Here is a 22,820-nt window from a genome sequence, read left to right as displayed (position 1 = left end):
GCCTCATCAATTCCGGTGATCGCGTCGTCAATTTAATTGGCTTTTATCTATTTTAGCGTCCGCGTAGGGTCGCGCTTCGTCATCAGGAGAAAACCCATGTCCGCCATTTCGGGAGCATCCGCGCCGTCGAGCGTTCGCCAGGAAATGCCTTGGCTGATTATTGTCGCCGGCTCGCTCGTTGCGATGCTCACCTTCGGTCCTCGCTCGGCGATGGGCTTCTTCCAACTGCCGATGCTTGCCGAGACCGGTTGGGACCGCACGACCTTCGGTCTGGCAATGGCGTTGCAGAACCTCTGCTGGGGGCTGAGCCAGCCCTTCTTCGGCGCGATCGCCGACAAGTTCGGCACCTGGCGCGTGCTGACCATGTCGGGGCTTCTCTACGCCTCCGGCCTGTTCATCATGGCCCACGCCAATGCGGCGATCTGGTTGCACATCGGTGGCGGCGTCTTGATCGGCATGGCTGTCGGCTCCGGTTCGTTCGGCATTCTGCTCTCCGCATTCGCCCGCAACGTCACGCCGCACCAGCGCTCCATGGCCTTCGGCATCTGCACGGCGGCAGGGTCCGCCGGCATGTTTCTGTTCGCGCCTCTGAGCCAGGGGCTGATCTCCGCCTATGGCTGGTCGGACAGCCTTGTCTATCTCGGGGTGTTGATGTTGCTGGTGCCGTTGTTCGCCATTCCGTTGCGTGGAAACGCTTCCTCCGGCCGGCAGACGGAAGCGCAGTACAAGCAGTCGATCGGTCAGGCGCTGAAGGAAGCGCTCGGCCACAAGAGCTACCTGCTACTGGTCTCCGGTTTCTTCGTCTGCGGCTACCAGGTGGCCTTCATCACCGCGCATTTCCCTGCTTATATCGGCGACATCGGCATCGACGCCCGCTATGCGGTAATCGCGCTGGCGCTGATCGGGTTCTTCAACATCATCGGCTCGCTGTCGGCCGGCTTCATCGGCCAACATTATTCCAAGCCCTATTTCCTGGCGCTGATCTACATTGCCCGGTCGGTCGCGGTCACCGCCTTCCTGCTGCTGCCGCAATCGCCGACCTCGGTCATTGTCTTTGCAATCGTCATGGGCTTGCTCTGGCTTTCGACCGTGCCGCCGACAAACGCGCTCGTTGCCATCATGTTCGGGACACGCCATCTCGGCCTGCTCGGCGGCATCGTCTTTCTCTCGCACCAGGTGGGTTCGTTCCTGGGCGTGTGGATGGGCGGATACCTCTATGACCGCTTCGGCTCCTATGATCCGGTATGGTGGCTAGGCGTGGCGCTCGGCCTGTTTGCGGCCGTCGTTCATTGGCCGATCGAGGAGAAAGCCGTTCCCCGGCCTGCCATGGCCTGAAGAAATCCGTGAACGGGGCGTCGCAAAATGCGACGTTCCGTTCTTGAATTCTGTCACAAAACTTTCTAAATCAATCCATGCGGCTTTGCCGCTTTTGTTTTGGTTCAATTATGCTCATTTTGAGCATAATTGAAGAGCCGCCCAGGAGAGGGGCGGAGAGGAGATCTCGATGACGCGCCTTGACACCCGCACGCAGGCCGTGGCGAACCCGGTTCTTGTAAGCGCCGCCCAGCGCTTCGGCGTCATCGAAAGACCCGAGCTTGCTTTCACACCCGCAGTCGCGCGCGAGACGGAGCATCTTTACGAGAAGGTGAAGGATTTCATTCCGGCGATCGAGTGGCCGGTCTATGCGCCTTACGTTCACGCCATCAACCGGCTGAAGAAAGAGCGCAACGCCGTCATCCTCGCGCATAACTACCAGACGCCCGATATCTTCCATTGCGTCGCCGATATCGTCGGGGACTCGCTGCAGTTGGCGCGCGACGCCAGCAAGGTCGATGCCGAGATCATCATCCAATGCGGCGTTCACTTCATGGCGGAGACCTCCAAACTGTTGAGCCCGGAAAAGACCGTGCTGATCCCTGATGGAAAGGCCGGCTGCTCGCTGTCGGAATCGATTACCGGCGCGGATGTACGGTTGCTGAAGCAGCGTTACCCCGGCGTTCCCGTCGTCACCTACGTCAACACCTCCGCCGACGTGAAGGCCGAGACGGATATCTGCTGCACCTCGTCGAACGTGCTTGCGGTCGTTGAGAGCTTCGCATCGGACACGGTGCTGTGCATCCCGGACGAATATCTGGCCATGAACGTCGCACGCCAGACCAACAAGAAGATCCTGACCTGGAAGGGCCACTGCGAGGTGCATGAGCGCTTCACCGCCGCCGAACTGCTGGCCTACAAGGAAGCCAATCCGGGCATCGAGATCATCGGCCATCCCGAATGCCATCCGGATGTGATTGCCGTTTGCGATTTCGCCGGCTCGACATCGGGCATGATCAACTACGTCAAAGACCACCGGCCGTCGAAGGTCCTGCTCGTCACCGAATGCTCGATGGCATCGAACATCCAGGCCGAGATCGAAGGCGTCGAGTTCATCAAGCCCTGCAATCTCTGTCCGCACATGAAGCGCATCACGCTGCCGAAGATTCTCGACAGCCTGCTCACCATGACGGAAGAGGTTCTGGTCGATCCGGCGATCGCCGATCGGGCGCGCCTTGCAGTCGAACGCATGGTCAACCTCAAGCAATAACACCTGCCGGGCGAAGGGCCCGGCATACAAGCATGCGCTGGAGGAGAGCCGCACCATGCTGAGAGATCATTTCCGTCCGCAATCCTTCAACGGGATTGACGATATCGTCATCGTCGGCGGCGGCCTTGCCGGCCTCTTCTGCGCGCTGAAGCTCAGCCCCCGGCCGGTAACCATTCTCGCCGCCGCACCGATCGGCCACGGCGCCTCGTCGGCCTGGGCGCAAGGGGGGATCGCTGCGGCGATGAGCCCGGGCGACACTTTCGAGAAACACGTCGCCGACACGTTGACGGCGGGGGCCGGCATCGTCGACGAGAAGATGACGCGCATGATGGTGGCCGAAGGTCCCGCGCGCATTCACGATCTGCTGGAATATGGCGTACCCTTCGACCGCGATCTCGAAGGCAAGTTGATCCTGTCGCGCGAAGCTGCCCACTCCGAACGCCGCATCGTGCGCGTCAAGGGCGACATGGCCGGCAAGGCGATCATGGAAGCGCTGATCACGGCTGTGCGCAACACCCCGTCGATCCGCATCATCGAAGGCTATGTGGTCGAAGAGCTGGTGCGCGAAGGCCGCTTCATCTCCGGCGTCATCGCCCGGCCGGATGCCGGCCAGGCGAAGAAGCGCGTTTCGTTTCCGGCGCGGGCCGTGGTTCTGTGTTCCGGTGGCATCGGCCACCTCTATGCGGTGACAACCAACCCTTGGGAAGCTTGCGGCCAGGGTCTCGGCATGGCGGCGCGGGCAGGGGCGATCATCGCCGATCCGGAATTCGTCCAGTTTCACCCGACGGCGATCAACATTGGCAAAGACCCGGCGCCGCTTGCGACCGAGGCGTTGCGTGGCGACGGCGCCCAGCTTATCAACTCGGCCGGGCATCGCTTCATGCTTGACATTCACCCGGACGGCGAGCTTGCCCCACGCGACATCGTCTCGCGCGGCGTGTTCGCCGAGGTCCAGGCCGGTCGCGGCGCCTTTCTCGATTGCACCAAGGCGGTCGGCAAGCATTTCCCGGACATGTTCCCGACAGTCTATGCCTCGTGCATCGGTGCCGGCATCGATCCGGTGACGCAGCCGATCCCGGTCGTACCGGCGGTGCACTACCACATGGGCGGCGTGCTGACGGATGCTGAGGGCCGCACCTCGATCGACGGTCTTTGGGCAGCCGGCGAAGTGACGTCGACCGGCGTGCACGGCGCCAATCGGCTGGCCTCCAATTCGCTGCTGGAAGCGGTGGTTTTTGCCGCCCGCATCGCCGAAAACATCAAGGGCACCCTGCCGACGCCGCAGCTTACCCAATGGGGCGACAATGCCGGCGAAAACGACGACCCGGTCACGGTCGAAGACAGCCCGCAGCTCACGATCCTGCGCAGCCTGATGAGCGACTGCGTCGGCGTGGTGCGCACGCGCGAAAGCCTGTTGCGGGCGATCCGCGAAATTTCGGCGCTCGAGCGCGACAACACCCGCATGCGCTTCACCAACATCATCACCACCGCCAAGCTGATCGCCGTCGGCGCCCTTCGCCGCACCGAGAGCCGTGGTGGCCACTACCGCGCCGATTGCCCGACGGAACAGCCGGAATGGCGGCGCAGAACCTACCTGACGCTTGCGGAAGCGAACCGTCTGGCGGCCGACGTCGCGGAAGCCGAAACGGCCTGAGCATGGCGCGCAATAGTCACTTGAGAATAGAGACAGGACCAACGACCAGATGACTGCAGCCCTTCGCCCCGAACTGCCCGCCCTCATGGTCGAGGATCAGGTGCGTGCCGCCTTGCTCGAAGATCTCGGTCGCGCCGGCGACATCACCACCCTGTCGACGATCGGGCCGGAACTGTCGGCAACGGCTGGCATGAACGCCCGCGATCCCGGGGTGATTGCCGGGCTTGAGCTGGCGCGGACAGCGTTCCGCTTCGTCGATCCGTCCATCGTCTTCGAGGCTCTGGTTTCGGACGGAGATCGTGTGACACCGGGAACGGCGATTGCCCGCATCTCTGGTCGCGCCCGCGGGCTTCTGTCGGCCGAGCGCGTTGGCCTGAACTTCCTCATGCATCTCTCGGGCATTGCCACCTACACCGCGAAATTTGCCGACGAGATTGCCCACACGCGCGCAAAGGTCTGCTGCACCCGCAAGACGATCCCTGGCCTGCGCGCGCTGGAGAAATACGCCGTGCGTCTCGGCGGTGGCTCCAATCATCGCTATGGCCTCGACGACGCCGTGCTGATCAAGGACAATCACATCGCCGTCTCCGGCGGCGTTGCCGGCGCCGTCCATGCGGCGCGCGCCTATTGCGGTCATCTGGTCAAGATCGAGATCGAGGTCGATGGCCTCGACCAGATGCGCGAGGCGCTGACTGCGGCACCGGACGTCATCCTGCTCGACAATATGGGACCGGTGCGCCTGCGCGAAGCCGTCGCCATCAACGCCGCCCATTGGCAGCTTGGCGACGAGGCCTATGCCGCAGACCCGCGGCGCACGCGCCTGGAAGCTTCCGGCAACGTCAGGATCGACACGGTACGTGCCATCGCCGAGACCGGCGTCGACTATATCTCGACCTCCAAGATCACCATGGCCGCTCCGACGCTCGACATCGGTCTGGACGTAGCGATCAAGCACTGAGGCGCTCCGACGCGTAAGCGCCGCGATAATGCTTGAAGCGCGCCGCATAGGGCCCTGAATCGATTCCGGTTTAAGGAGTTGTTTAGTGGCCGTCGGCGCAGTTGAGGCCGACGCTAGCGCTGCATGATGAAGGGGCAGACGACGCGTTTGTCGATGGTGATCTCCGTGCCGCAGTCATAGCGACAGATCTTGAACTGCCCTCGCATGTCCTGGCCGTTGAGGTTGCAGATCGTCACCTGGCCGCGGCCCATCTGGTTGTTCTTGAAATAGTCGGGGATCGCCTTGTTCCCCTGCGGGTTCGGCAGGAGAGGCTGGTCCGTCAGGAGGCTGGTGAGCAGCGCAAGCGCAAGCAGCATGTGTTCTTCCCTAAAGCATTTCCAGAAAAAGTGCGGAGCGATTTTCCGTTCGGAAATGCGTTAAAACAAAGAGGTAGAGTGCTTCTTTGACTCCGTTTCAACCGGAAGCGCTCTAGCCGGCCACAGAGCCGGCACCATATCCAATTGAACGAATGTAGCGCGCATTGGCCGAAGTGTTAGATGCAGTCCGCACATTAAACCCGCCGCAACGATGTCATCGCCAGCATAAATCCCCAGTCGTTTCTGCCTGCGCGTTTCATGCGGAGGATGAGCGGCCGCCCACCTTGAGGCCGGGTGCGGGCCGTTCGTCGAGGATTTGCCGGCGGAAGCGGAACAGCGCCGCAGGCCTGCCGCCGGTCGACGCCAGCGTCATGCCGGTCGGCTCGACCAGCTCCGCACCTTCGACCAGACGCCGAAAATTCTGCTTGTGCAGGTGGCGGCCGGAAATGGCCTCTACCGTTGCCTGCAGATCGGTGAGGGTGAATTCGGGCGGCATCAGTTCGAAAATGACCGGCCGATATTTGATCTTGCCGCGCAGGCGGGCGATCGCCGTTGCGACGATGCGGCGGTGGTCGTGGCGCATGGCCTGCCCGGCGGCAGCGTTGTCCTGCTCCCGGCTGCGGCCGTCAATCACCGCTTCGCGCACGAGACCGGCCTCGTAGAGCAACTCGTAACGCTCCAGCACCCGTTCCTCGTCCCAGGGGAAATCGTCGAGGCCGAAGGCAAGCCGGATGCGTGCGCGCCGCTGCGCGCTTGGCGCCATGCGCTCGTCGTCTGATGTGGCAAGCTCCCACCGCGAGAGCGCGGGCAAAATCAGCTGGTCGAGGATGGCAGGGCGGCCCTGCCGCCAATCCTCCCACGGCAGGTAGCCGTACCAGTCGCGCCAGTGCGCGCCGGCCTCGGCCAACCGCTCGGTGTTCTCGGTATCGGTTCGCGTCAGGGCGAGATAGCCGACCGAGACCATGTGCTTGCCTTCTTCGCCCGGCAGGCGCTGCCGTCCGCGGTCGCCGAAGGTGTAGAGCTGCTCGATATAGCCGAGCTTGAGCGCCGTGCGTTTTTCCACGCGGTCGCGCAGACTGGTCTCGAAGGTGCGGTGAAGAGCAGGGTCGAAGGGGCCGAAGGGCAGGCTGTCCCTCGCGTCGCCATCCGCCTCGTTGACGGCCAGGATGCGCGGGCTGCGGCTGACGACGGCAACGATGGCCGCGTTGAGACCGATTTCGACGGTGACGGCCCGCATCTCAGTCGCCAACATTGGCTCCCTCGGCTACAAGCGGCAGCACGAAGGGAACATTGCCGTCCGTGTCCGCACCGCGGCCGATCGAGCGTACGGCAGCGACCAGCCGCCCGCCGCGCGACAAGACAGTGTCGCCGATTTCGACAAGCCGCGTATTCGGCGTCGCATAGGGAGAGGCGAACCGCAGCCGCTCGACCAGTTCTCGGTCGTCCTGCTCAGGCTCCACCGCAAGGGCGGCGATAAGGGCAGCGGCCGGCGACCTCGAAACGCCCATCCAGCAATGAACGAGCATCGGCCGCGAACGGTCCCAGCCCTTGGCGAAGGCGACGATCTGCTGGACGTGCTCTTCCTGCGGAGCGATGAGCCCACCGGTACCGGCGAAGCTGATATCGTTCATTCCCAGCGTCAGGTGCCGCGCCTTGGCAATGACGGCCGGACGGTGGAAGTCCTGGCCCTTGGCGACCAGGCTCAGCATCTCGGTGCAGCCGTGGCGCACAGCCATCTCGGCGATGCGGGCAAGCGGCGATACGACGATCTGGGGCATCTCAGGCATCCACCTTCGCAGCGGCGCGTTCCGCCTCGAGCGTGGCAAAACGCTCGGTAAACAGACGCTGGGCCTCTATGGCCGGCAGGGGGGCGATCAGCAGGCTGTCGCGGGTGATGCCGCGCGGCTGCCCGAAGAACTTTCGCGCCTCCTCGGTCGAAAAGCCGGCAAGCGCAGTCGCCTCGAAATAGGCGGCAATATGATCTGCCTTCTTGATCCGGTCCTTCAGATCCTTGGCGCAATGGGCAGGCAGACCGAAGCGCAGGTGAATGGCGCTTTCCAGCCTCTTTTCGACCAGCTTGTAGCCGCCGCCGACCACGGCCTTGAAGGGGGAGATCATATCGCCGATCACATACTCCGGGGCGTCATGCAGCAGCGCCATCAGGCAGTCGTCGGCGTTGCACTTGTAGCTCCGGCGAAAGATGTCCTCGACGATGAGGCTGTGCTGGGCGACGGAGAAGGCGTGGTCCCCGGCCGTCTGGCCGTTCCACCGGGCAACGCGGGCAAGACCGTGGGCGATGTCGGTGATCTCGACATCGAGCGGTGACGGGTCGAGCAGGTCGAGCCGCCGGCCGGAGAGCATGCGCTGCCAGGCGCGTGCCGAGGTCACGCGCTTGCCTCGTCGGCGGTGGTTGGGAAGGCAAGCCCGGTCCATTCCGGCAGGGTCAACGTCACAGTCACGTCGCCCGCGAGCAGGTCGACGCCGTTGGCCATCGCTTCGCCGGCCTTATCGATGCGCACGATCGCGAGGGCCGAAGTGCCACGCACTGTGCCGAGCGTGCCGATCGACTTGCCGTCTGCCGTTATCGCTGTGCCGGTCGGCGGGAGCGCCGATGCACCGGCGACGATTACGACGCGACGGCGCTGCGTGCCGCGGTGCTGCATGCGCGAAACCACTTCCTGACCGACATAGCAGCCCTTGCGGAAGGAGAGCGCACCATTCTTGTCCATTAGCACATCATGCGGGAAGGCGTCCTGCAGCGCATAATCGGGGCCGGAAACGGCAATGCCGGAGACGATCCGGAGTTGGTCGAGGTCGGCATTAGAGGCTGAGTCCGCTTCGCTCTCACCATAGAAGCGGAAAACGGTGGCGCCGGCCTTCTCGAAGCGGTGGTCGCGAAATCCCTCGGCCAGCGGCTCGTCGAAGGCAATGACAGTGGGTGTGGAGGTGTCGAGCGACAGGGTCACCGCCGAGCGCAGCTTGTACATGGTCAGCCGCTTCAGAAGCGCTTCGGCCTGATCCGCAGTCGTTTCCAGCCTGAAGCCGTCGCCGTCGCGGGAAATCATGAAATCGAACAGGATCTTGCCCTGCGGCGTCAGCAGCGCGCCTGGCCTCGCCTCGTCAGGGGCGAGGGCATCGAGATCGGTGGTGATCAACCCCTGGAGAAGATCTTCCGCATCCTTGCCGGAAACGGAGACGATCGCGCGGTCGTCGAGGCGAACTCTGGGCATGGCTCGATTCCTGTTCACATTGCCGAACAGGTAGGATGTTCAGGGATGAACGGCAAGCGTATCGCCGGCGCTTAGAGCACTTCATCTTTAAACGGAAGCAATTCTGTTGGCTCAAAACGGCCGTTCCACACGAAGGATGGCGCTGAGCGATGCGGATCCATCGGGCAAGCCATCCGACACAGTGGGCGGCCGTTTTCAGCCAACCCTAAGGGCCGGATGAATTTCGGCCATTACCGGCGGCGGCCGTCTCGACCGCAGCTTCTGCTGCGCTCTTTGCCAGCCGCCTTGGTCCTGGCCGAAATTCCTTCCGGCAGAATGCTTCTGTTTAAAGATGAAGTGCTCTAGTCGCCGGCGATGAAAAATTTCCACTTCCCGTCGGGCATGATGCCGACACGATAGAAGTTGTAACTGCCGAATTCTTCCATGTCCGCGAAATCGCCTGCCGTCACCAGCCGGAAGAGGTCGACTTTCTCAGGGGCGGTCAGCGAGGCCAGCGGCTTTTCGGCGAAATAGGGCCAGACATAGGCTTCCTGTGGCGTACCTTTGTCGACCTGGACGAAGCTGGTCGAAAGAACGTCGAGCAGGATTGCCAGGATCTCGACGCCATCCTGGTCGCCCGACAGGCTTTTCAGGATCGCGATCGGATCTTCATCGGCGCTGACGCCAGTGACCTGGGTCTGGGTCGGGCCTTTGCCGAGCAGGGGCCGCAGCCGCTCGATATCGCCGGAGGCAGCCGCCTCGACGATCAACTCGCGCATGCGCGCCACAGGCGCCGGTATCTTGGAGACGTCGCTGAGCACTTCTACGGGTTCGACCGTCTTCGGCTCTTCGGCGGCCTGATCTTCCTTCGTTATGGTAACCGTCTTTTTGATCAGCGGGTCCGGCATCGGGATTTCGAGCGGGAGCTTTTCTTCCTGATCCGGTTCGTCGTCCACAGGTTCGGCTGGCGGAGGAGGAGTATTCTGGTCGCTTGCGACTGCGTTGGGCGCTTCCTGCAATTCGCTGAGCGCGAATGCGGGCGACATCATAACCGGAACGCAGAGAGCGACACCGGCCAGAAGCAGCGTAACAAGGCGAACCGGAGAGGTCCGGTTGGCATGGTTCCGGCTCATAAGGGCAGTCCTGATATTACTGAAGCGAGCGTTGGGGCGAAAATTCACCGGCGAGCATGCGCTCGCGAAGCGAATTGAGCATCGCTTCCGCACCTTCTTCACCATGAAGCCGAACGGTTTCCCGCATGGCTAGAGCGATGGCCGCATCGGCGATGATTTCTGGCTCGATGCCATCAGCCATGCCGTCCGCCCAGGCCTCGTTCTGGTGTTCCAGCGCTGCCTGCATTTTCTCGTGGACGATCATGTCATCGATGTCGGTCAGGCTTGGTTCCATCATTCGTTCCATGCGACTTCCATTGCTGCAAGTGGCTCACTTTAACGTCGTCCGGCTGAACCCCAACTGAACGACTGTGACCCGGTTGTCACTTCTTACCACTCTCTTAACGAACTTAGCAGCCTTTTCCCGAAACGACACGGGGTCGTGAGAAAAGAGGTTAATTTATTGCTAATTTCCAAAGCGAGCGACGATTTCTGACGCAAGTGTTGCTCCTTCGGCACGATATCGCTGTTCCGCGACGATCGCCGGCTGCGTGCAGGTCGTGTAGACAGAGGCAAAGGTGCGATACCCCCGGTTGAAGGCGGCGGTCATCCGCTCGCGCCTTTTTTCCTCGTTGGCCGTTTCCTTGTCGATCAGCTGCTGCATCGAGCGCCGCCAGACATCCTCGGGCTCTTTTACGCAGAGATTGCGCAGATAATGGACCGATCCAAGCACCTCGGCGAGGCGAATCAGCCGTTGGTCATAGGGTGTCGGCTTCTCCTCGACGACAGCAGGTGCGGGCGCTTGCGTCTGCGTCTTGTCCTGCGGAGGTGCAGCCGTCTTCTGCGACGCAGCGGCCGTCGCCGTGGCAAGCAGCAGTGTTGTCACAGTCAGGCGGATGATGGTCGGGCCGAATGTCATCATCCCTTCAAGTCCGAATCGACGGCTGTTTCAAGGCATCCGCCCGTCTTTGCGTTGGCTGCAGCCTGGGCGGCCAGTTTTTCCACGCATTCGCGAACGCTGTCGGGAATGGGAAGCGCAAAGATCTTGTCCGGCGTGAACCATCCGAGGCCGGCTGCGTCGTCGCTGGCAACAGCGACAGCCTTCGCGTCCGCCTGCGCCTTGAAGACGGAGAGGAAGAAATGCCGACCCTCGGATTCTTTGCCCGGCAGATCGTAGGTTTCAAACAGCACGGGGTTGTCGGCACAAATGCCGGTCTCTTCCTGCAATTCGCGCAGGGCCGTCTGCTCCGGCGTCTCTCCCGGCTCGGCCCGGCCGCCGGGAAAAGCGTACATGTCGGCCGACGGCGGATTGGCGCGCCGCACAAGCAAGTAGCGGCCATCGCGTTCGAGAATGACGGAGGAGGCGAGTTCGGGCTGTTTCGGCATGATGGAATCAATTTCGATCGGTATCGTTGACCCATCCTACGTGAAGTGCCACATCCATGTCATGTGCGGACGTTTTGCGCTGACGGCGACCCCGGAAGAATTGATGGAGCTGTTCGGCCTGCTGGAAAGCGACGACTTTCCGGTGCGCTTCAATATTGCGCCGACGCAGCCGATCATCGTCGTGGTCGCCGCGGATCGCGCCGGGCCGGGCAGCAATCTGCCGGAGCGCAAGGCCCTTCTCGTTCGCTGGGGCTTCACGCCCGGCTGGGTCAAGGACCCCAGGGACTTTCCGCTGCTGATCAATGCCCGTGCCGAGACGGCGATCGAAAAGGCATCGTTTCGCGCCGCGATGCGCCATCGGCGCGTTCTCGTCCCGGCATCCGGCTTCTATGAATGGCATCGCCCCGCAAAGGGCAGCGGCGAGGCGTCGCAGGCCTATTGGATCCGTCCTCGAAAAGGGGGCATCGTCGCCTTTGCCGGCCTGATGGAGACCTGGTCTTCCGCCGATGGCTCCGAAGTCGACACTGCTGCAGTGCTCACCACCAGCGCCAATCCCGCGATTGCCCCCATACATGACCGCATGCCGGTGGTGATCCAGCCGGAAGATTTCGCCCGCTGGCTGGATTGCAAGACGCAGGAGCCGCGCGACGTCCTCGATCTGATGGTGCCGGCGTCGGAGGATTATTTCGAAGCGATCCCTGTATCCGACAAGGTCAACAAGGTGGCGAATGCGGGGGCCGATATCCAGGAGGCGGTCATCCCGCAACTGGTGCCGAAAGCGCCCGTGAAGGACGACAAGAACGGGGACAAGCCCGACGACGGGCAGATGTCCCTATTCTGAATCTCATGGGTACTTAGGCCGTCTGCTTCTTCAGCTTGGCGGTGGGCTTTGCCTTCACCTGCAGGGCAGCGGCCAGCACGGCCTTGAGACCAAGCGGACGGTACTGTTGAACCAGATCGGCGGGTGTCTTGGCGATGTCGGTGGTCTTGGCAGTCTTCACGTGCATGCACTCCTTGATGCTTTTCCTGGACCGGAAACGCCTCGTTCTCGCTTGCCTACTGCATGTTTCCTTAAATCGTATCCGATTCAAGGATAAGAACATGCAGCAATTCAAAGGGCTACAGCGACCTTGGCGCGTCCGATAAGACGCGCGGCGCAGTAGGCGACAACGACGCTCCTCCTCATTTTCTCCGGAGACAGGAACCGTGGCGCAGGGCCAAGCTGCACCGCGAATCTCTTTCCCGCGTGGCGATCCCAGATAAGCCAAATCGTGACAAATCCATGACCATGCCTCAGCTTGGATAGTTGGCTGTGCTTCGCATGCGGCTCACCACTTGACCGGCGCCATGCGACGCGCGATAAGTGTGGCCATGAAAACGGTTACCTGCATTATCTGCCGGAAGATTATTCGCTAGCGCTTCGCTGGCCTGGCCGTTTTCGTCTCCCGAAATCCAAGATGACAAACGTGCGGGCCTCCCGGGCGCCGTATTTCTGACGGTCGCATGCGTATTGGAGATTTGGAATGGGCGGAGTGCCGACACTTAAGCTGTACAACACGCTGACGCGGGAGAAGGTCGATTTCCGGCCGATCGATCCTGACAATGTCCGCATGTATGTCTGCGGCCCGACCGTCTACGACTATGCCCATATCGGCAATGCGCGTCCGGTCATCGTTTTCGATATCCTGTTCCGGCTGCTGCGCCATGTCTATGGGCCGCAGAGGGTGACCTATGTTCGCAACATCACCGACGTCGACGACAAGATCAACGCGCGGGCCCTGCGCGACTATCCCGGCCTGCCGCTGAACGAGGCGATCCGGCATGTGACCGAGAAGACCGAGACGCAGTTCCTCGAAGACGCCAAGTCGCTCGGCTGCCTTGATCCTGATGTCGAGCCGCGCGCCACCGACAATATTCCGCAGATGATCGACATCATCGACAAGCTGATTGCCAAGGGCCATGCCTACAAGGCCGGTGGCGAGGTGCTGTTCGATACCAGATCGATGCCGGATTACGGGCAGCTTTCCAAGCGCAATCTCGACGAGCAGCAGGCCGGTGCCCGCGTCGCCGTCGAGGTGCACAAGAAACACCCGGGCGATTTCGTGCTCTGGAAACTCTCGGCCGACAACGAACCGGGCTGGGAAAGCCCATGGGGCAGGGGGCGTCCGGGCTGGCACATCGAGTGCTCGGCCATGAGCGGGCGTTATCTGGGCGAGGTCTTCGATATCCACGGCGGCGGGCTCGATCTCATCTTCCCGCACCACGAGAACGAGATTGCCCAGTCGCGTTGCGCTCACGGCACGGATGTGATGGCGAATGTCTGGATGCACAACGGCTTCCTGCAGGTCGAAGGCCGCAAGATGTCGAAGTCCGAAGGCAACTTCGTCACCATCTACGAATTGCTGCACACCGAAAAATTCGGCGGCCGGAAGTGGCCGGGCGACGTGCTGCGCCTTGCCATGCTGATGACCCACTACCGCGAGCCGATCGATTTCTCGATCAAGCGCCTGGAGGAGGCCGAGCATCTGCTGTCGAAATGGCCGGTGCCGGGCGACGCCAAGGGCGAGGTCGATCCGGCCATCGTTACGGCGCTGTCCGACGACCTGAACACGGTGGCGGCGGTTCAGGCGCTGCATGCGCTGGCGCAGAAGACCGCCAGCGATCCAAGCCTGAGGGGCAGCTTTGCCGCCAGCGCGTCGCTGCTCGGCATCGTGCCGCAGGCGGTCGAACTCGACGAGGCCGTCGTGCACGAAGTCGATGGCCGCGTCAGGGCACGTCTCGAATTGCTGAAGGCCAAGGATTTCGCTGCGGCCGACAGAATCCGTGACGATCTGCTCGCCCAGGGCATCCAGTTGAAAGACGGCAAGGACCCGGCGACTGGCGAGCGCCTGACGACCTGGGAAGTGAAGCGATGAAGACGGCCTGCCATCCCCTATTGCCCTTGGATGCCGACGGTGTCCGGGCAGGGGACGGCGGTCGCAGCTTGACGGCATGAGGAGAGGCGCATGAAGGAGGAGTTCGTGCAATGATCGATCATACTGGTATCTCGGTTGCGGATTTCGACAAGGCGAAGTCGTTCTACGACGGGGCGTTTGCGCCGCTTGGCGCCTCCCTCCTGATGATGGTGCCGGCCGAGCACACCGGCGGCGTTAAGGTCGGCGGTTACGGTCGCGAACGTCCGGTCTTTTGGTTGCATGAGGCGGCCGCAGGTCCGGGCAGGCACTATGCTTTTACCGCACGCAGCCGCAGCGAAGTCGATGCCTTCTACGACGCAGCTCTTTCTGCCGGCGGCCGCGACAATGGCAAGCCGGGACTGCGCCCGCACTACCACCCGGATTATTATGCCGCCTTCGTCTTCGATCCCGACGGCAACAACATCGAGGCGGTCTGTCATGTGTCGACTTGAGGAGACGTTGCGATGAGTCTCGACAACAGGCCGTATCATACCGGCGGCTGCCAATGTGGTGCCGTGCGTTTCCGCGTCGAGGGCGTTCTCGGCGACGCTTCCGTCTGCCATTGCCGCATGTGCCAGAAGGCGAGCGGAAACTTCTATCTGCCGTTGGTGTCGGTGCGTGGCGCTACCGTCAACTGGACGCGTGGCGAGCGCAAACGCTTCCAGTCGTCCAATTTTGGCTGGCGTGGATTTTGCGGTGATTGCGGCACGCCTCTAACCTATGAGGCGCCCGATGGCATGGCGCTGGCGATTGCTGCCTTCGACGAACCTCAGGGGATCGTGCCGACAATCCAGTGGGGCATCGAGGCTAAGCTGCCCTATGTCGATCAAGTGCCTGAATTGCCGGGGGAGGAGACGTTGGCCGATGCCGACGCCGTGGCATTCCTTGCCGATCTCGTTTCCTACCAGCATCCTGATCATGACACCGAAACCTGGCCCCCGGAGGACGAGAAATGACCGATACAGTGCGAACAGGCGGATGCCAGTGCGGCGCGGTCCGTTTCCGCATTCGGGGACAACTCGGCCGTCCGTCGATCTGCCATTGCCGCATGTGCCAGAAGCAGTTCGGCGCCTTCTTCTCGGCGCTGGTGACAGCGCCGAAGGATGGCGTCGAGTGGACGCGCGACGAGCCGAGCTACTTCCAATCCTCGGTCAATATCGATCGTGGTTTCTGCCCGAAATGCGGCACGCCGATGATCTACCGCCATCCCGGCGGCATGGAAATCGCCATCGGCACGTTCGATGATCGCAGCGATCTGGCCCCGCAGATACAGGTTAATTATGCCTCGCGGCTCCCCTGGGTCGAGACCATCTTCGACCAGCCGGTGCTGACGGATCCGGATTTCTATAGCAGGCAGGAGAGTGTCATTTCCTTCCAGCATCCCGATCACGACACCGAGCAGTGGCACCAACCGGGAGTGTTCCGATGACGATTTCGCGCATCTTTACCGGCGGCTGCCAGTGCGGAGCGATCCGCTACCGCGCCGAAGGCGTGCTGGCGGATGCGCATATCTGTCACTGTCGCATGTGCCAGAAGGCCGCCGGCAATTATTTCATGCCGCTCGCCAACATCGCGCGCGACAATTTCGACATCACCCGCGGGCAACCCTCATGGTTTCGCTCCTCGCATCTGGTGCGCCGCGCCTTCTGCCACGATTGCGGAACGCCGCTCTTCTATGACATGCCGGACGAGGATTTCCTCAACATCGTGCTCGGCTCGCTCGATGATCCAGACGATCTGCCACCGGTTTATCAGTCTGGGGTAGAATCGCGCATGGTTTGGTTCTCGCGGCTTGCGAAGCTTCCCGAAAGGCAGACCGACGACGGCACCGAGCTTTCCGCCACCCGGCACCTGCTCGTGCTCGAAACGAACCGCCAGCATCCCGATTACGATACGGTGCACTGGCCACCGATGAGAGACTGAAGATGACTGCTCAATTGCGTACGCTCTACCCGGAAATCGAACCCCATGCGTCGGGTCACGTCGACGTCGGCGACGGTCATTCGGTCTATTGGGAACGGGTAGGAACGCCAGGCGCAAAACCGGCGGTGTTCCTGCATGGCGGGCCGGGCGGCACGATCTCGCCCAACCATCGCCGGCTGTTCGATCCCAAGCTTTACGACGTGACGCTGTTCGACCAGCGCGGTTGCGGCATGTCGAAGCCGCATGCGGAGATCGAAGCCAACACCACCTGGCACCTCGTCGCCGATATCGAACGTCTGCGCGAGATGGCAGGGGTCGAGAAATGGCTGGTGTTCGGCGGCTCCTGGGGATCGACCCTGGCACTCGCCTATGCGGAAAAGCACCCGGGTCGGGTGACGGAACTGGTGCTGCGCGGCATCTATACCCTGACCAAGGCCGAGCTCGACTGGTACTATCAGTTCGGCGTCTCGGAGATGTTTCCGGACAAATGGGAGCGGTTCATCGCGCCGATCCCGGAGAATGAGCGGCACGAGATGATGCGTGCCTATCACCGGCGCCTGACCAGCGACGACAGGGCGACGCGTTTGGCAGCTGCCCGGAGCTGGAGCATATGGGAAGGTGAGACGATCACGCTGCTTCCGGAACTGTCGACCAGCGGCCGTTTTGAGGAGGACGAGTTTGCCGATGCCTTCGCGCGCATCGAGAACCACTTCTTCGTCAATGCCGGCTGGATGGACGACGGCCAATTGCTGCGGGATGCCCATCGTCTGCATGGCATCCCCGGCGTGATCGTCCAGGGCCGCTACGACATGCCATGCCCGGCAAAATATGCCTGGCAGTTGCACAAGGCCTGGCCCGAGGCTGAGTTCCACCTGATCGAGGGGGCAGGGCACGCCTATTCCGAACCCGGTATCCTCGACCGGTTGATCCGCGCCACTGACAAATTCGCCGGCAAGACCGAATAACGACTGAGCATTATTGGAAACGAGCCATGACCAGGGAACGCATCTACCTCTTCGACACGACGCTACGGGACGGGCAGCAGACGCCCGGCATCGACTTTTCCGTCGAGGACAAGATCGCGATTACCACCCTGCTCGACGATTTCGGCATGGACTATGTCGAAGGCGGCTATCCCGGGGCAAACCCGACCGATACGGAGTTCTTCAAGCGCAAGCGCACGAAGAAGGCCTCCTTCGTCGCCTTCGGCATGACCAAGCGCGCTGGCGTTTCCGCCTCGAACGACCCGGGCCTTGCCGCCCTGCTCGAAGCAAACACCGACGCGATCTGTCTCGTGGCCAAGAGCTGGGATTACCACGTGGCGGTGGCGCTCGGCTGTTCCAACGAGGAAAACCTCGACAACATCCGGGCTTCCGTCGCAGCCGTTGTCGGCGCCGGCCGCGAGGCCATGGTCGACTGCGAGCATTTCTTCGACGGCTACAAGGCGAACCGCGCCTATGCGCTTGCCTGTGCGCAGACTGCCTTCGAAGCGGGCGCACGCTGGATCGTGCTTTGTGATACCAATGGCGGCACCCAGCCGCACGAGGTGCGCGAGATCGTTTCGGCTGTTATCGCCGCCGGTGTGCCCGGCGCCAGTCTCGGCATCCACGCCCATAACGACACGGGGCAGGCGATAGCCAATTCGCTTGCAGCCGTCGAGGCCGGCGTCCGCCAGATACAGGGAACGCTGAACGGCATCGGCGAGCGGTGCGGCAACGCCAATCTGGTGACGCTTATCCCCACCCTCGCGCTGAAAGAGATCTATTCCAGCAGGTTCGAAACGGCGATCGATTCCGACCGCCTGCAGGAACTGACGAAGCTCTCGCATGCTTTCGACGAACTATTGAACCGCTCGCCGGACATGCAGGCGCCCTATGTCGGTGCCTCGGCCTTTGCCACCAAGGCCGGCATTCACGCCTCGGCGCTTCTGAAGGATCCACGCACCTACGAGCACATCGCCCCTGAAAGTGTCGGCAATCTGCGCAAGGTCATGGTGTCCGACCAGGGCGGCAAGGCGAACTTCATCAACGCGCTGAAGCGGCGGGGGATCGTGGTTGGCAAAGACGATCCCAAGCTCGACAAGCTGATCGCGATCGTCAAGGAGCGCGAGGCGACCGGTTATGCCTATGAGGGCGCCGATGCGAGTTTCGCGCTGCTGGCCAGCCGCATCCTCGGGACGGTGCCGGATTTCTTCCACGTCGAAAGCTTCCGGGTGATGGTCGAACGTCGGTTCGACGCCAACGGTCATCTGAAAACCGTGTCGGAAGCGGTCGTCAGGGTCGTCGTCGATGGCGAAACCATGATGTCGGTGGCCGAAGGCCACGGGCCGGTCAATGCGCTCGATCTGGCCCTGCGCAAGGACCTCGGCAAATACCAGTCGGAGATCGAAGACCTGGAGCTTGCGGACTACAAGGTCCGTATCCTCAACGGCGGGACCGAGGCGATCACGCGCGTTCTGATCGAATCGACCGATGGCACGGGCGCGCGCTGGTGGACGGTCGGCGTCTCCGACAACATCATAGATGCCTCGTTCCAGGCGTTGATGGACAGTATCATTTTCAAGCTGTTGAAGAATCGCGACCATGTCGGACTGATCGCCGCCGAGTAAGCGCCTGCTTCAGGTGAGGGAGAGCATAGGCACCCCGCTGGGCGTCGTTGCTCTTGCCTAAAGTATGAGCAAAATTCACCATCCGTTCACGGAAATGAATTGGTGCATTGATGGTCATTGGAGTACGACGCCCCATGGAAGGGTTCGTCGGCCGGTAAGGCTGCACCTTCGATTGCGACCGGAGCGGGCGTCATCGCCAAGACAGCCTCCGGCGACTACATCAGGAAAAATGTCATGGCCGAGCCGAACGCGAAAGTACCCGCAGAAAACACCGATTCCGCCAAGGGCTTCGCCTTTGCGCTCACGGCCTATCTGCTCTGGGGATTCCTGCCTTTCTTCATGAAGGCGATCGCCCATATCCCGGCGCCGGAAGTGGTTGCGCACCGCATCGTCTGGTCGGTTCCGCTCGCGGGCCTCGTGCTGGTGTGGCTTGGGCGCACGGAAGACGTCAAGGTCGCCCTTCGTTCACCGCGCATGTTGCGCATGGCGGCTCTCACTGCCGTGCTCATCACCATCAACTGGGGTATCTATGTCTGGGCGATCGGTGCTGGTCGCGCGATCGAGACGGCGCTCGGCTATTACATCAATCCGCTTTTCTCGATTTTCCTCGGCGCTCTGTTGCTGAAGGAAAAGCCAAGCCCGGCGCAGATGGTGGCGATCGCGCTGGCCGCTGCCGCCGTTGGCGTACTCGCCTTCGATGCCGGCGGTCTGCCCTGGGTGTCGATCGGGCTCTGCCTCTCCTGGGGCTTCTACGCCTTTTTCCGCAAGACGCTGCCGATCGGGCCGAACCAGGGCTTCTTCCTCGAAGTGCTGCTGCTCAGCGTTCCAGCGATCGGCTACATCATCTGGCTCGAGGCGACCGGCCAAGGGCACTTCGGCGACACGGGCATGACTGACGTGCTGTGGCTGATGTCCTGCGGCATTGTCACCGCGATCCCGCTGATGATCTATGCCAATGGCGCCAAGCTGCTGCGGCTGTCGACCATCGGCATCATGCAGTATATCGCGCCGACGATGATCTTCCTGATTGCCGTCTTCGTCTTCCACGAGCCTTTCGGCACCGCAAAGCTGATCGCCTTCGCACTGATCTGGGCCGCATTGGTTATTTATTCCGGCGCCATGCTGGCACAGAGCCGCGCCCGTCGCGCCGAACAGGTCAGCCCGGCCGAATAAGACACTACAGCGCCGCGCGTCGTGTTAGACGCGCAAAGGCCGCTGTAGCACTTTGAATTGCTGCATGTTTTTATCCTTAAATCGAATGTGATTTAAGGAAACATGCAGTAGGCAAGAATGGAAAAAGGCGCGTCCGTCAGGCGCGCCTTTTCTGATTTTGGGGGTGTAACACAGGCCTAAAGGCGGGAGATGATCTCGGCTTCGCCTTCGCGGCCGTTTGCGCCGCTAGCGGCCGCAAGGATCGCCGGCACGATGTCCTCGGCCTTGTCGACGACAAGCGGCTGGACGAGGTGGGCCGTGTGAACGAAGCCTTCAGCGCGCATGTGCTGCAGCAGGTCCAGCATCGGCTTCCAGAAATCGTTCATGTTGCCGAAGACCATCGGCTTGCGGTGACGACCGAGCTGCGCCCAGGTCATGATCTCGACGATCTCTTCCAGCGTGCCGATGCCGCCCGGCAGGGCGACAAAGGCGTCCGCCCGCTCGAACATGGTGTGCTTGCGCTCATGCATGTCGGCGGTGACGATCAGTTCGTTGAGCTGGCCGAGCGAATGGCGCGTCGCTTCCTTGTCCATCAGGAATTCCGGGATGATGCCGGTGACCTCGCCGCCATTGGAAAGCACGCCGCTGGCGACCGCTCCCATGATGCCGCGCGTGCCGCCGCCATAGACCAGACGCAGGCCATGGTCGGCGATCGAGCGGCCGAGCGCGCGGCCGGCTTCCATGTAAATCGGGTCGCGCCCGGGCTGCGAACCACAGTAGACGCAGATGGATCGAATCGTGCTGGTTTCAGTGCTCATCCGGTCAAAAAGCATTGCAGCGCAGCAAGGGTCAAGAAAAATGAGGGGAAAGCTTGGTTCGCGGCGCCTGCAGCAGGGGCGGCTGCTTGTCTGCTACACTAGGAAACGCTAGCAATTTCAGGGATCGATTGAAGAAATTGGGCGGGTAGCTCGCAGTTGCGCTATAATGACCGCGCAAGCCCCGCGCCTTAGGCCGATGAGAGGGCATGCGCGGAGCGTCGCTCCGCTCCTGTGGAGAGTGGCATGATCAAGAACAAGGCCGGCTGGGTGGCCCTTACTGTCCTTGCGGCAGCAACAGCGTTGATGGTTTTTGTAGTTCAACCGAATTTGCGTGACGGCAAGGAAGCCTCGGCCGATGGCACGGCAAACGCTCCGGCCCAAACCGGTGACGCGGCATCGTCGACCGGCGGGCCTCAGCCCACTTCGGACTCGGCGAAGTCCGATGACGCCAGCAAAATGGCGGAGCCGCAACAGGCGGCAAGCGCCGCTGACGCGAAATCACCGGTCGAGGATGCATCTATTCCCGGTTTTGACGTGCTGCGCGTCGAGCCCGATGGTTCGACCGTTGTTGCCGGCCACGCCGCACCCGGTTCCAAGCTGGAAATCCTCAACGGCGCGACGATCGTCGGAACGGCTGATGTCGGCGTGACCGGCGATTTCGCCGCCGTCTTCGACAAGCCGCTTCCGGCCGGGGACTACCAGCTGACCCTGCGCGCGGTCGGCGAAGACGGCGTTGCCAAGAATTCGCAAGAAGTCGCAACGGTTTCCGTTCCAAAGGACCCGACCGGCCAATTGCTTGCCATGGTCTCTAAGCCCGGCACTGCCAGCCGGCTGCTCACCACGCCTGACGCGCTGGCGGGCGTTGCGCAGACGGCTGACGCGCCTGCTTCGCAGCCGGCCGCGGCGACATCCGCCGATGTGGCGTCTGCAACGCCGCAGACGACGAGCGACGCAACGGCGGCAAAGCCAAACGGCGCTGCAGGGCTGCAGGTCACCGCCGTCGAGATCGAGGGCGCCAAGATGTTCGTCGCCGGTAGCGCAAAGCCCGGTGCCGTCGTTCGCATCTACGCGGACGACAAGCTGCTCGGCGAAATGAAGGCGGATGACAAGGGCCACTTTGTCGTAGACGGTCAGATCGACCTTGCGGTCGGCAGCCACATCATCCGTGCAGACATGTTGAGCGAGGACGCAAGCAAGGTCGTCATGCGCGCATCGGTGCCGTTCGACCGCCCGGCCGGTAGCCAGGTCGCAGCTGTTGCCGGCCCGGTTTCGGCCGCCGCGACAGCCGGCCTCGACGGGCTGCGTGCCGAAGCCGGCAAGGCGCTCGCGCTGCTGAAGGGGCTTTTCTCCAATGGCAAGGTGCCGACGGGCGAGCAACTCGCGGCAGCACGCTCAGCAAGCGAATTCGCACTGAAGTCGCTGGCCGATTTCAGGCTCGCCGACAATTCCGATCAGGCGCTCGCAGGCGAGGTCGCCCGGACAGCAAAGGCTGCTGCCGATGCGCTGGCCGTGCTGAAGGAGGCCCCGCAGGATGCCTCAAGTGTCGCTGCGGCCCTAACCAAGGTCGAAGCCTCGGTCGGTGCAATCCTTGCTGAACGCGGCAGTGTCACGCCGGCGGTTGCCAACACCATCGCATCGGGCGAGATCGCCGAGGCTTCCGGCGCGTCGAAGGTCAAGGGTGCCGGCAGCTCGATCACCAATGACGTCGCCGCTGCGCAGCCTTCCATGGCCTCGACTGAAACCCAGGCTCAGCCGGCAACGGTGGAGCAGGCGCCGCTGAAGGAAAGCAAGAGTTCCGTGATCATCCGTCGCGGTGATACGCTCTGGCAGATCTCACGGCGTGTCTATGGCGCGGGTGTTCGCTACACCACGATCTACCTCGCCAACCAGGCACAGATCGAAAACCCCGATCGCATCCGCCCTGGCCAGGTCTTCGGCGTTCCCGATCAGGCACTTTCCGATGAAGAATCGCGCGAAATTCACAAGAAGCACATGAAACACGAGCAATAGGCTGTTCATCGACATCATCGCATTGCGGCAGTGTCGACGGAGACCTATTTGTCAAAGAAGGCGGCGTCTTCAACGAGACGCCGCTTTTCATTGGAT

General features: G+C 62.2%; 25 protein-coding genes. 14 read left to right on the top strand and 11 right to left on the bottom strand.

From position 1 onward, the window contains the following. The first annotated feature begins 96 nt into the window (after positions 1–96). From IB264_RS05615 to nadC, 4 genes are all read left to right on the top strand, one after another. Positions 97–1,335, top strand: a complete 1,239-nt coding sequence (locus tag IB264_RS05615) for an MFS transporter (RefSeq protein WP_025426407.1) — start codon at positions 97–99, stop codon at positions 1,333–1,335. 169 nt (positions 1,336–1,504) lie between these two features. Beyond that, positions 1,505–2,584 (top strand): quinolinate synthase NadA, encoded by a 1,080-nt coding sequence (gene nadA / locus IB264_RS05610; RefSeq protein WP_025426408.1) that lies wholly within the window; start codon positions 1,505–1,507, stop codon positions 2,582–2,584. 55 nt (positions 2,585–2,639) lie between these two features. After that, complete coding sequence (locus IB264_RS05605) at positions 2,640–4,238, top strand: L-aspartate oxidase (protein WP_025426409.1); 1,599 nt, start codon at positions 2,640–2,642, stop codon at positions 4,236–4,238. Between the two features lie 49 nt (positions 4,239–4,287). Beyond that, entirely contained in the window at positions 4,288–5,196 is a 909-nt protein-coding gene (nadC, locus tag IB264_RS05600; protein ID WP_025426410.1) for a carboxylating nicotinate-nucleotide diphosphorylase, read from the top strand. A gap of 113 nt (positions 5,197–5,309) precedes the next feature. Here nadC and IB264_RS05595 read toward each other — a convergent pair whose 3' ends face one another. From IB264_RS05595 to IB264_RS05555, 9 genes are all read right to left on the bottom strand, one after another. After that, positions 5,310–5,552: a hypothetical protein gene (locus IB264_RS05595; RefSeq protein WP_025426411.1), complete on the bottom strand. Its 243-nt coding sequence runs from the start codon at positions 5,550–5,552 to the stop codon at positions 5,310–5,312. A gap of 256 nt (positions 5,553–5,808) precedes the next feature. Continuing rightward, positions 5,809–6,789 carry an NAD regulator gene (locus IB264_RS05590; RefSeq protein ID WP_107028447.1) on the bottom strand — a complete coding sequence of 327 codons (981 nt, stop codon included), beginning with the start codon at positions 6,787–6,789 and terminating at the stop codon, positions 5,809–5,811. A 1-nt stretch (position 6,790) separates the two neighbouring features. Beyond that, positions 6,791–7,330 (bottom strand): tyrosine phosphatase family protein, encoded by a 540-nt coding sequence (locus IB264_RS05585; RefSeq protein WP_025426413.1) that lies wholly within the window; start codon positions 7,328–7,330, stop codon positions 6,791–6,793. A 1-nt stretch (position 7,331) separates the two neighbouring features. Continuing rightward, positions 7,332–7,940 (bottom strand): YfbR-like 5'-deoxynucleotidase, encoded by a 609-nt coding sequence (locus IB264_RS05580; protein ID WP_025426414.1) that lies wholly within the window; start codon positions 7,938–7,940, stop codon positions 7,332–7,334. Continuing rightward, on the bottom strand, positions 7,937–8,782 hold the full coding sequence (locus tag IB264_RS05575) for a folate-binding protein YgfZ (RefSeq protein ID WP_025426415.1): 846 nt from the start codon (positions 8,780–8,782) through the stop codon (positions 7,937–7,939). The genes IB264_RS05580 and IB264_RS05575 overlap by 4 nt, the downstream gene beginning before the upstream one ends. 341 nt (positions 8,783–9,123) lie before the next feature. Further along, the gene (locus tag IB264_RS05570) at positions 9,124–9,894 is read right to left on the bottom strand and encodes a hypothetical protein (protein ID WP_025426416.1); all 771 of its coding nucleotides are present in this window, start codon (positions 9,892–9,894) and stop codon (positions 9,124–9,126) included. A gap of 16 nt (positions 9,895–9,910) precedes the next feature. Beyond that, entirely contained in the window at positions 9,911–10,180 is a 270-nt protein-coding gene (locus tag IB264_RS05565; protein WP_025426417.1) for a hypothetical protein, read from the bottom strand. Between the two features lie 159 nt (positions 10,181–10,339). Further along, positions 10,340–10,792, bottom strand: a complete 453-nt coding sequence (locus tag IB264_RS05560) for a TIGR02301 family protein (RefSeq protein ID WP_025426418.1) — start codon at positions 10,790–10,792, stop codon at positions 10,340–10,342. Next, positions 10,792–11,262, bottom strand: a complete 471-nt coding sequence (locus IB264_RS05555) for an NUDIX hydrolase (protein WP_025426419.1) — start codon at positions 11,260–11,262, stop codon at positions 10,792–10,794. Before IB264_RS05555 ends, IB264_RS05560 begins: the two co-directional genes overlap by 1 nt. Between IB264_RS05555 and IB264_RS05550 the strand changes: the two genes are divergently transcribed. Continuing rightward, the gene (locus IB264_RS05550) at positions 11,261–12,100 is read left to right on the top strand and encodes an SOS response-associated peptidase family protein (protein ID WP_025426420.1); all 840 of its coding nucleotides are present in this window, start codon (positions 11,261–11,263) and stop codon (positions 12,098–12,100) included. The two genes, IB264_RS05555 and IB264_RS05550, sit on opposite strands and share 2 nt — an antisense overlap. Before the next feature lie 13 nt (positions 12,101–12,113). Here IB264_RS05550 and IB264_RS05545 read toward each other — a convergent pair whose 3' ends face one another. Beyond that, positions 12,114–12,260, bottom strand: coding sequence for a hypothetical protein (locus IB264_RS05545; protein WP_162174732.1), 147 nt, complete (start codon positions 12,258–12,260; stop codon positions 12,114–12,116). A 522-nt stretch (positions 12,261–12,782) separates the two neighbouring features. Between IB264_RS05545 and cysS the strand changes: the two genes are divergently transcribed. The 8 genes from cysS to rarD all read left to right on the top strand — a co-directional run bounded on the left by cysS (position 12,783) and on the right by rarD (position 19,917). After that, complete coding sequence (cysS, locus tag IB264_RS05540) at positions 12,783–14,174, top strand: cysteine--tRNA ligase (protein ID WP_025426421.1); 1,392 nt, start codon at positions 12,783–12,785, stop codon at positions 14,172–14,174. A gap of 110 nt (positions 14,175–14,284) precedes the next feature. Then, positions 14,285–14,665, top strand: a complete 381-nt coding sequence (locus IB264_RS05535; RefSeq protein WP_025426422.1) for a VOC family protein — start codon at positions 14,285–14,287, stop codon at positions 14,663–14,665. Between the two features lie 12 nt (positions 14,666–14,677). Continuing rightward, positions 14,678–15,169, top strand: a complete 492-nt coding sequence (locus IB264_RS05530; protein ID WP_025426423.1) for a GFA family protein — start codon at positions 14,678–14,680, stop codon at positions 15,167–15,169. Beyond that, positions 15,166–15,642, top strand: a complete 477-nt coding sequence (locus IB264_RS05525) for a GFA family protein (protein WP_025426424.1) — start codon at positions 15,166–15,168, stop codon at positions 15,640–15,642. The genes IB264_RS05530 and IB264_RS05525 overlap by 4 nt, the downstream gene beginning before the upstream one ends. Then, a complete protein-coding gene (locus IB264_RS05520; RefSeq protein WP_025426425.1) occupies positions 15,639–16,136 on the top strand; it encodes a GFA family protein in 498 nt (165 codons plus the stop codon). Before IB264_RS05525 ends, IB264_RS05520 begins: the two co-directional genes overlap by 4 nt. A gap of 2 nt (positions 16,137–16,138) precedes the next feature. Beyond that, positions 16,139–17,101 carry a prolyl aminopeptidase gene (pip, locus tag IB264_RS05515; RefSeq protein WP_025426426.1) on the top strand — a complete coding sequence of 321 codons (963 nt, stop codon included), beginning with the start codon at positions 16,139–16,141 and terminating at the stop codon, positions 17,099–17,101. A 26-nt stretch (positions 17,102–17,127) separates the two neighbouring features. Then, entirely contained in the window at positions 17,128–18,744 is a 1,617-nt protein-coding gene (gene cimA / locus IB264_RS05510; protein WP_025426427.1) for a citramalate synthase, read from the top strand. Between the two features lie 234 nt (positions 18,745–18,978). Further along, entirely contained in the window at positions 18,979–19,917 is a 939-nt protein-coding gene (gene rarD, locus IB264_RS05505) for an EamA family transporter RarD (RefSeq protein WP_025426428.1), read from the top strand. Between the two features lie 176 nt (positions 19,918–20,093). Here rarD and IB264_RS05500 read toward each other — a convergent pair whose 3' ends face one another. Next, positions 20,094–20,714, bottom strand: coding sequence for a TIGR00730 family Rossman fold protein (locus tag IB264_RS05500; RefSeq protein ID WP_025426429.1), 621 nt, complete (start codon positions 20,712–20,714; stop codon positions 20,094–20,096). Positions 20,715–20,957: 243 nt separating this feature from the next. Here IB264_RS05500 and IB264_RS05495 point away from each other — a divergent pair, with 243 nt between their 5' ends. Then, on the top strand, positions 20,958–22,724 hold the full coding sequence (locus IB264_RS05495) for a LysM peptidoglycan-binding domain-containing protein (protein WP_025426430.1): 1,767 nt from the start codon (positions 20,958–20,960) through the stop codon (positions 22,722–22,724). Positions 22,725–22,820 lie beyond the last annotated feature (96 nt).

The sequence above is a fragment of the Ensifer sp. ENS11 genome, from assembly GCF_014851895.1.
GTDB lineage: Bacteria > Pseudomonadota > Alphaproteobacteria > Rhizobiales > Rhizobiaceae > Ensifer > Ensifer canadensis.
Note: the sequence above shows the minus strand (reverse complement) of the source record. Positions and strands in the feature narration are given on the sequence as shown.